The sequence below is a fragment of the Streptomyces sp. NPDC058291 genome (assembly GCF_042880855.1).
Classification (GTDB): domain Bacteria; phylum Actinomycetota; class Actinomycetes; order Streptomycetales; family Streptomycetaceae; genus Streptomyces.
In genome coordinates, this window is record NZ_JBHVYK010000009.1 from 1 (window position 1) to 6,487 (window position 6,487).

At 71.5% G+C, this 6,487-nt stretch carries 7 protein-coding genes; 5 read left to right on the forward strand and 2 right to left on the reverse strand.

Translation table 11 applies throughout. The annotated features are described in order from the left end of the window. Together ACFVYK_RS06555 and ACFVYK_RS06560 are read left to right on the forward strand one after the other, a co-directional pair. On the forward strand, positions 1-387 hold a 387-nt coding region (locus ACFVYK_RS06555; protein ID WP_389769352.1), incomplete at its 5' end, for a sensor histidine kinase. Between the two features lie 121 nt (positions 388-508). Next, complete coding sequence (locus ACFVYK_RS06560) at positions 509-1,936, forward strand: sensor histidine kinase (RefSeq protein WP_389769354.1); 1,428 nt, start codon at positions 509-511, stop codon at positions 1,934-1,936. Here the strand turns inward: ACFVYK_RS06560 and ACFVYK_RS06565 are convergent. Next, positions 1,899-2,096 (reverse strand): hypothetical protein, encoded by a 198-nt coding sequence (locus tag ACFVYK_RS06565; protein ID WP_389769657.1) that lies wholly within the window; start codon positions 2,094-2,096, stop codon positions 1,899-1,901. The genes ACFVYK_RS06560 and ACFVYK_RS06565 overlap by 38 nt on opposite strands. Before the next feature lie 167 nt (positions 2,097-2,263). On the opposite strand from ACFVYK_RS06565, the gene ACFVYK_RS06570 reads away from it, so the two are divergent. The 3 genes from ACFVYK_RS06570 to ACFVYK_RS06580 all read left to right on the forward strand — a co-directional run bounded on the left by ACFVYK_RS06570 (position 2,264) and on the right by ACFVYK_RS06580 (position 6,208). Further along, positions 2,264-2,935 (forward strand): LuxR C-terminal-related transcriptional regulator, encoded by a 672-nt coding sequence (locus ACFVYK_RS06570; RefSeq protein ID WP_389769357.1) that lies wholly within the window; start codon positions 2,264-2,266, stop codon positions 2,933-2,935. Between the two features lie 257 nt (positions 2,936-3,192). Next, a complete protein-coding gene (locus ACFVYK_RS06575) occupies positions 3,193-5,136 on the forward strand; it encodes a 2-oxoacid:acceptor oxidoreductase subunit alpha (protein ID WP_389769360.1) in 1,944 nt (647 codons plus the stop codon). Then, the gene (locus ACFVYK_RS06580; RefSeq protein ID WP_389769362.1) at positions 5,129-6,208 is read left to right on the forward strand and encodes a 2-oxoacid:ferredoxin oxidoreductase subunit beta; all 1,080 of its coding nucleotides are present in this window, start codon (positions 5,129-5,131) and stop codon (positions 6,206-6,208) included. The genes ACFVYK_RS06575 and ACFVYK_RS06580 overlap by 8 nt, the downstream gene beginning before the upstream one ends. Before the next feature lie 13 nt (positions 6,209-6,221). On the opposite strand, the gene ACFVYK_RS06585 is transcribed toward ACFVYK_RS06580, so the two are convergent. Next, positions 6,222-6,487: winged helix-turn-helix transcriptional regulator (locus ACFVYK_RS06585; protein ID WP_389769363.1), on the reverse strand; the 266-nt coding region annotated here is incomplete at its 5' end.

Genomic DNA, 6,487 nt, shown 5'->3' on the forward strand with positions numbered 1-6,487 from the left:
GGCCTGGACGCGGCCCTGTCCTCGGTGGCCTCGCGCTGCACGGTGCCGGTGAAGGTGACGGCGGACCTGCCGTCCAGGCCGGCGCAGGCCATCGAGGGCATCGCCTACTTCACCGTCTCGGAGCTGCTGCAGAACGTCAGCAAGCACAGCGGGGCGCGCTCGGCCTCGGTGGACGTGTGGCGGACGGACGACCGGCTGCTCGTCCAGGTGTGGGACGACGGCCGGGGCGGCGCGTCGCTGGACGCCGGGTCCGGGATGCGGGGGCTCGCGGAGCGGCTGGACGCCGTGGACGGGCTGTTCGTCGTGGACTCGCCGGCCGGGGGTCCCACGACGGTGACGGCGGAGCTGCCCTGGCGGGACCGCGGGGCCGGCGGCCGCGGGAGGTAGGGAAAACCCCCCTCCCGGGACGCCGACGGACTCCATGGTCCGCGCGCCCGTCGCCGAGCAGGCTGGGAGCTACGGATCGACAACTGCGCGACGAGCAGGACGACGAGAACGGACGACGCCGATGGCCACGCAGTACGGGCAGTACGGACAGTACGAGCAGTACGACCGGTCCCGGCAGGACGACCTGCGGGGGCAGGACGACCGGTACGAGCAGGGCGAGCGGCCCGGGGGCGGGTACGGGAGCCGGGGCGGGGAGCGCCGGCAGCTGTTGCCGGCCGGGCTGCGCGAGCCGCTCACGGCGCGCCACTGGCGTGAGCTGCTCTATGTCCTGCTCGGTCTGCCGATCGGGGTCGTGCTGTTCACGTTCGCCGTCACGATGCTGTCGTTGGGGGCGGGTCTGCTGGTGACGTTCCTGGGCGTCCCGGTGCTGGCGGCGGGTCTGGCCGCGTGCCGGGGGCTCGGGTCGCTGGAGCGGGCCCGGGCGCGCGGGCTGCTCGGCCTGGAGGTGGGCGAGCCCGAGCCGCTGCGGGTGCGCGGCAGCGGCGCGATGGGCTGGATGGGCGCGGTCCTCAAGAGCGGCACGTCCTGGCGGAACATGCTGTACGCGGTGGTGCAGTTCCCGTGGGCGGTGTTCTCCTTCGCCGTCACCGTGACGGTGTGGTCGCTCGGCTGGACGATGCTGACGTACCCGCTGTGGTTCTGGGTCTTCCCGATGTACGGCGGCCAGGGCGGCCTGCAGCTGTACGGCGACCAGCAGCGCAGCGTCTACCTCGACAACCCCTTCGAGATCACCGTGACGGCGCTGGTGGGACTGCTGATCACGCTGGCATCGCCGTGGATCGTGCGCGCGCTGACGACGGTGGACCGGCTGCTGGTGCACGGTCTGCTCGGGCCGTCCTCGCTGGGGGCGCGGGTCGCCGAGCTGGAGTCCGACCGGGGCGTCGTGGTGGACGCGGCGGCGGCCGATCTGCGGCGCATCGAGCGCGATCTGCACGACGGGGCGCAGGCCCGGCTGGTCACCCTGGCGATGGATCTGGGACTGGCGAAGGAGAAGCTGCGGGAGGACCCGCAGGAGGCGGCGCGGATGGTGGGCGCCGCGCACGGCGAGGTGAAGACGGCGCTGCAGGAGCTGCGGGACCTGGCGCGCGGGATCCACCCGGCCGTCCTGACGGACCGGGGCCTGGACGCGGCCCTGTCCTCGGTGGCCTCGCGCTGCACGGTGCCGGTGAAGGTGGACGTGGATCTGGTGGAGCGGCCGGCGCCGGCGATCGAGGGCATCGCCTACTTCACCGTCTCGGAGCTGCTGCAGAACGTCAGCAAGCACAGCGGGGCACGGTCGGCGTCGGTGGACGTGTGGCGGACGGACGACCGGTTGATGCTGCAGGTGATGGACGACGGGGTGGGCGGCGCGGACGCCTCCGGCGGGTCGGGACTGGCCGGTCTCGCCGGACGGCTGGACGCGGTCGACGGGATCCTGGTCGTGGACTCCCCGGCGGGCGGGCCCACCCGGATCACCGCGGAACTCCCCTGGCGGGGCGGCCTGACCTGACCTTCGGGCCGCCGATCGCCGCCAGGCGCCGCTGGAGGCCCTCGACCTGGATGTCGCACGCCTCGTAGCAGTCCTGGGCGAGGCGGTCGGCGTCGGCCGGCACGAACGGGAAGCGTTCCAGGCGGCGGCGCAGCCCCAGGTCGCCGCCTCGGCCCACCACCCCCCAGCCCCGGAGCCACCCTCCCCTCCCCTGACTTCCCTGTCCCTCGTCCGCCCCTCCTCCGCCCCTCCTCTCCGGACCTGCCCGTTTTCGAGTGCAGACGAGCCGGGAGCTGGAATGCTTGACTGGTTCGACCAACGGGGTGGACGGCTGGGGGGCCGAGGATCGTGGAGGACAGGGTGCGGGTGGTCATCGCCGAGGATTCGGTGTTGTTGCGGGAGGGGCTGACCCGGTTGCTCACCGACCGGGGACACGACGTGGTCGCGGGGGTGGGGGACGCCGAGGCGCTGGTCAAGACCATCACCGAGCTGGACGACGAGGGCGCGCTGCCCGACGTCGTCGTCGCGGACGTGCGGATGCCGCCCACCCATACGGACGAAGGGGTGCGGGCCGCAGTCCAGCTGCGCAAGGCGCATCCCGGGCTCGGGGTGCTGGTGTTGTCGCAGTACGTGGAGGAGCGGTACGCCACGGAGCTGCTGGCCGGATCGAGCCGTGGCGTCGGGTATCTGCTCAAGGACCGGGTGGCCGAGGTGCGGGAGTTCGTGGACGCCGTGGTGCGGGTCGCCCAGGGCGGCACGGCGCTCGACCCGGAGGTCGTGGCCCAGCTCCTCGGACGCAGCCGGAAGCAGCATGTGCTGGCGGGGCTCACACCCCGGGAGCGGGAGGTCCTCGGGCTGATGGCCGAGGGGCGGACCAACTCGGCGATCGCCCGGCAGCTGGTGGTCAGCGACGGGGCGGTGGAGAAGCACGTCAGCAACATCTTCCTGAAGCTCGGCCTGTCCCCGAGTGACGGGGATCACCGCCGGGTACTCGCCGTTCTCACCTACCTCAACTCCTAGCGAGGTGCCGCCGTGCCCTTCGCCGGGCGCACGACCCCGGCGTGGACACGGAGAACCTCGGCCCGGATCCGGAGCGTCTGACGCCCTGGCGCCGGGAGGCGGGAAATCATGACCAACGGGGGCGCCGGGCCGTCTCGGGACAGGAGAACGTCAGACCAACGGCCGAGGGAAGGCGACCCTTACCGACGTAGGGTTGATCCGTGGAGGACCTTCGGGAAGGCCCTCCGGGACAGCCGTCTCGAGGGAGGTCCAGTTCAGTGACCAGTCAGGTCAGCCCAGCGGAACAGGCCGACGGAACCGACGGAGCGGACGCGGCCGTCGTGGGAGAGCAGCGCAAACCGGGCGGGACGAAGGACGTCCGTCGTCTCGACCGGGTGATCATCAGGTTCGCGGGTGACTCGGGTGACGGTATGCAGCTCACCGGTGACCGCTTCACCTCGGAGACGGCGTCGTTCGGCAACGACCTGTCGACCCTGCCCAACTTCCCCGCCGAGATCCGTGCGCCCGCCGGCACCCTGCCCGGCGTCTCCTCGTTCCAGCTGCACTTCGCCGACCACGACATCCTCACCCCGGGCGACGCGCCGAACGTGCTCGTCGCCATGAACCCCGCGGCGCTGAAGGCGAACATCGCCGATGTGCCGCGCGGCGCCGAGATCATCGTCAACACGGACGAGTTCACCAAACGGGCGATGCAGAAGGTGGGGTACGCGGCCTCGCCGCTGGAGGACGGGTCCCTCGACGGTTACCAGCTCCATCCGGTCCCGCTGACCACCCTGACCGTCGAGGCTCTCAAGGAATTCGACCTCACCCGCAAGGAGGCCGAGCGCAGCAAGAACATGTTCGCGCTCGGCCTTCTGTCATGGATGTACCACCGGCCGACCGAGGGCACCGAGAGGTTCCTGCGGTCGAAGTTCGCCAAGAAGCCCGACATCGCCGCCGCGAACATCGCCGCGTTCCGCGCGGGGTGGAACTTCGGGGAGACGACCGAGGACTTCGCGGTCAGCTACGAGGTGGCCCCGGCGGCGAAGGCGTTCCCGGTGGGCACCTACCGGAACATCTCCGGGAACCTGGCCCTGTCCTACGGGCTGGTCGCCGCCTCCCGGCAGGCCGACCTGCCGCTGTTCCTGGGCTCGTACCCGATCACGCCGGCCTCGGACATCCTGCACGAGCTCAGCCGGCACAAGAACTTCGGCGTGCGCACCTTCCAGGCGGAGGACGAGATCGCCGGCATCGGTGCGGCGCTGGGGGCCGCGTTCGGCGGTTCGCTGGCCGTGACGACCACCTCCGGTCCGGGGGTGGCGCTGAAGTCGGAGACCATCGGGCTCGCGGTCTCCCTCGAACTGCCGCTGCTGGTGATCGACATCCAGCGCGGCGGACCGTCCACGGGGCTGCCCACCAAGACCGAGCAGGCGGATCTGCTGCAGGCGATGTACGGCCGCAACGGCGAGGCGCCGGTGCCGATCGTCGCGCCGTGCACGCCGGCGGACTGCTTCGACGCGGCGCTGGAGGCGGCCCGCATCGCGCTGGCCTACCGCACGCCGGTGATGCTGCTGTCCGACGGCTACCTGGCCAACGGCTCGGAGCCGTGGCGGATCCCGGAGCTGGAGGAGCTGCCGGACCTGCGGGTGCAGTTCGCGCAGGGTCCCAACCACACGCTGGACGACGGCAGCGAGGTGTTCTGGCCGTACAAGCGTGATCCGCAGACCCTGGCGCGGCCGTGGGCGGTCCCGGGCACGCCCGGGCTGGAGCACCGTATCGGCGGGATCGAGAAGGAGGACGGGACGGGGAACATCTCGTACTCGCCCGCCAACCACGACTTCATGGTCCGCACCCGGCAGGCCAAGATCGACGGCATCGAGGTCGCGGACCTGGAGGTGGACGATCCGCACGGCGCGAGGACCCTGGTGCTGGGCTGGGGTTCCACCTACGGGCCGATCACCGCGGCGGTGCGGCGGCTGCGGACGGCCGGGGAGGCGATCGCGCAGGCCCATCTGCGGCACCTGAACCCGTTCCCGCGCAACCTCGGCGCGGTGCTGAAGCGGTACGACAAGGTCGTCGTGCCCGAGATGAACCTCGGCCAGCTCGCCACCCTGATCCGGGCGAAGTACCTGGTCGACGCGCACTCCCACAACCAGGTCAACGGCATGCCGTTCAAGGCGGAGCAGCTCGCCGCGGCGCTCAAGGAGGCCATCGATGGCTGAGACCTCGACGGAAGGCACGGGCACGATCGAGGCGCTCTCGCTCGTCCCCAAGGCCGAGGCCAGGCAGTCCATGAAGGACTTCAAGTCCGATCAGGAAGTGCGCTGGTGCCCCGGCTGCGGTGACTACGCGATCCTGGCGGCCGTCCAGGGCTTCATGCCGGAACTGGGGCTGGCCAAGGAGAACATCGTCTTCGTCTCCGGCATCGGCTGCTCCTCGCGCTTCCCGTACTACATGAACACGTACGGCATGCACTCCATCCACGGGCGGGCCCCGGCGATCGCGACGGGGCTGGCGGCCGGCCGCCGCGACCTGAGCGTGTGGGTGGTGACGGGGGACGGCGACGCGCTGTCCATCGGCGGCAACCATCTGATCCACGCCCTGCGACGCAACGTCAACCTGAAGATCCTGCTGTTCAACAACCGCATCTACGGGCTCACCAAGGGCCAGTACTCGCCCACCTCCGAGGTCGGCAAGATCACCAAGTCGACGCCGATGGGTTCGCTCGACGCCCCGTTCAACCCGGTGTCGCTGGCGCTGGGGGCCGAGGCGTCGTTCGTGGCGCGGACCGTCGACTCGGACCGCAGGCACCTGACGGAGGTGCTGCGGCAGGCGGCGGCCCATCCGGGCACGGCGCTGGTGGAGATCTACCAGAACTGCAACATCTTCAACGACGGGGCGTTCGAGGCGCTGAAGGACCGGCAGTCGGCCGAGGACGCGGTGATCCGCCTGGAGCACGGGCGGCCGATCCGGTTCGGCGCGGACGGGGCGCGGGGGGTCGTACGCGACCAGCGGACCGGCGACCTGAGGATCGTCACGGTGACCCCGGAGAACGAGGCGGACGTCCTGGTGCACGACGCGCACGCCGCGTCGCCCACCACCGCGTTCGCCCTCTCCCGCCTCGCCGATCCGGACACCCTGCATCACACGCCGATCGGCGTGTTGCGCTCGGTCGAGCGGCCGGTCTACGACACGCAGTTGGCGGACCAGCTGGAGACCGCGATCGAACAGCACGGCAAGGGCGACCTGGCCGCGCTGCTGGCGGGCGGGGACACCTGGACCGTCGTCGGCTGAGGCGTGCGGCGGTTCACGAGGCCCGGGAGCGCGGTTCCCGGGCCTCGTCGTATGCCTGGCGGGCCTTCTCGACCTCCGGCATCCGGGTGTCGGTCCACCGGGCCAGCGCCCGCACCTGTTCGGCGGCCTCGCGGCCCAGCCCGGTGAGGGAGTAGTCGACGCGGGGCGGGATGACGGGCTTGGCGTCCCGGTGCACCAGACCGTCGCGTTCGAGGTTCTGGAGGGTCTGGGTGAGCATCTTCTCGCTGACCGGCCGGCCGACCTGGCTGACCGCCCGGC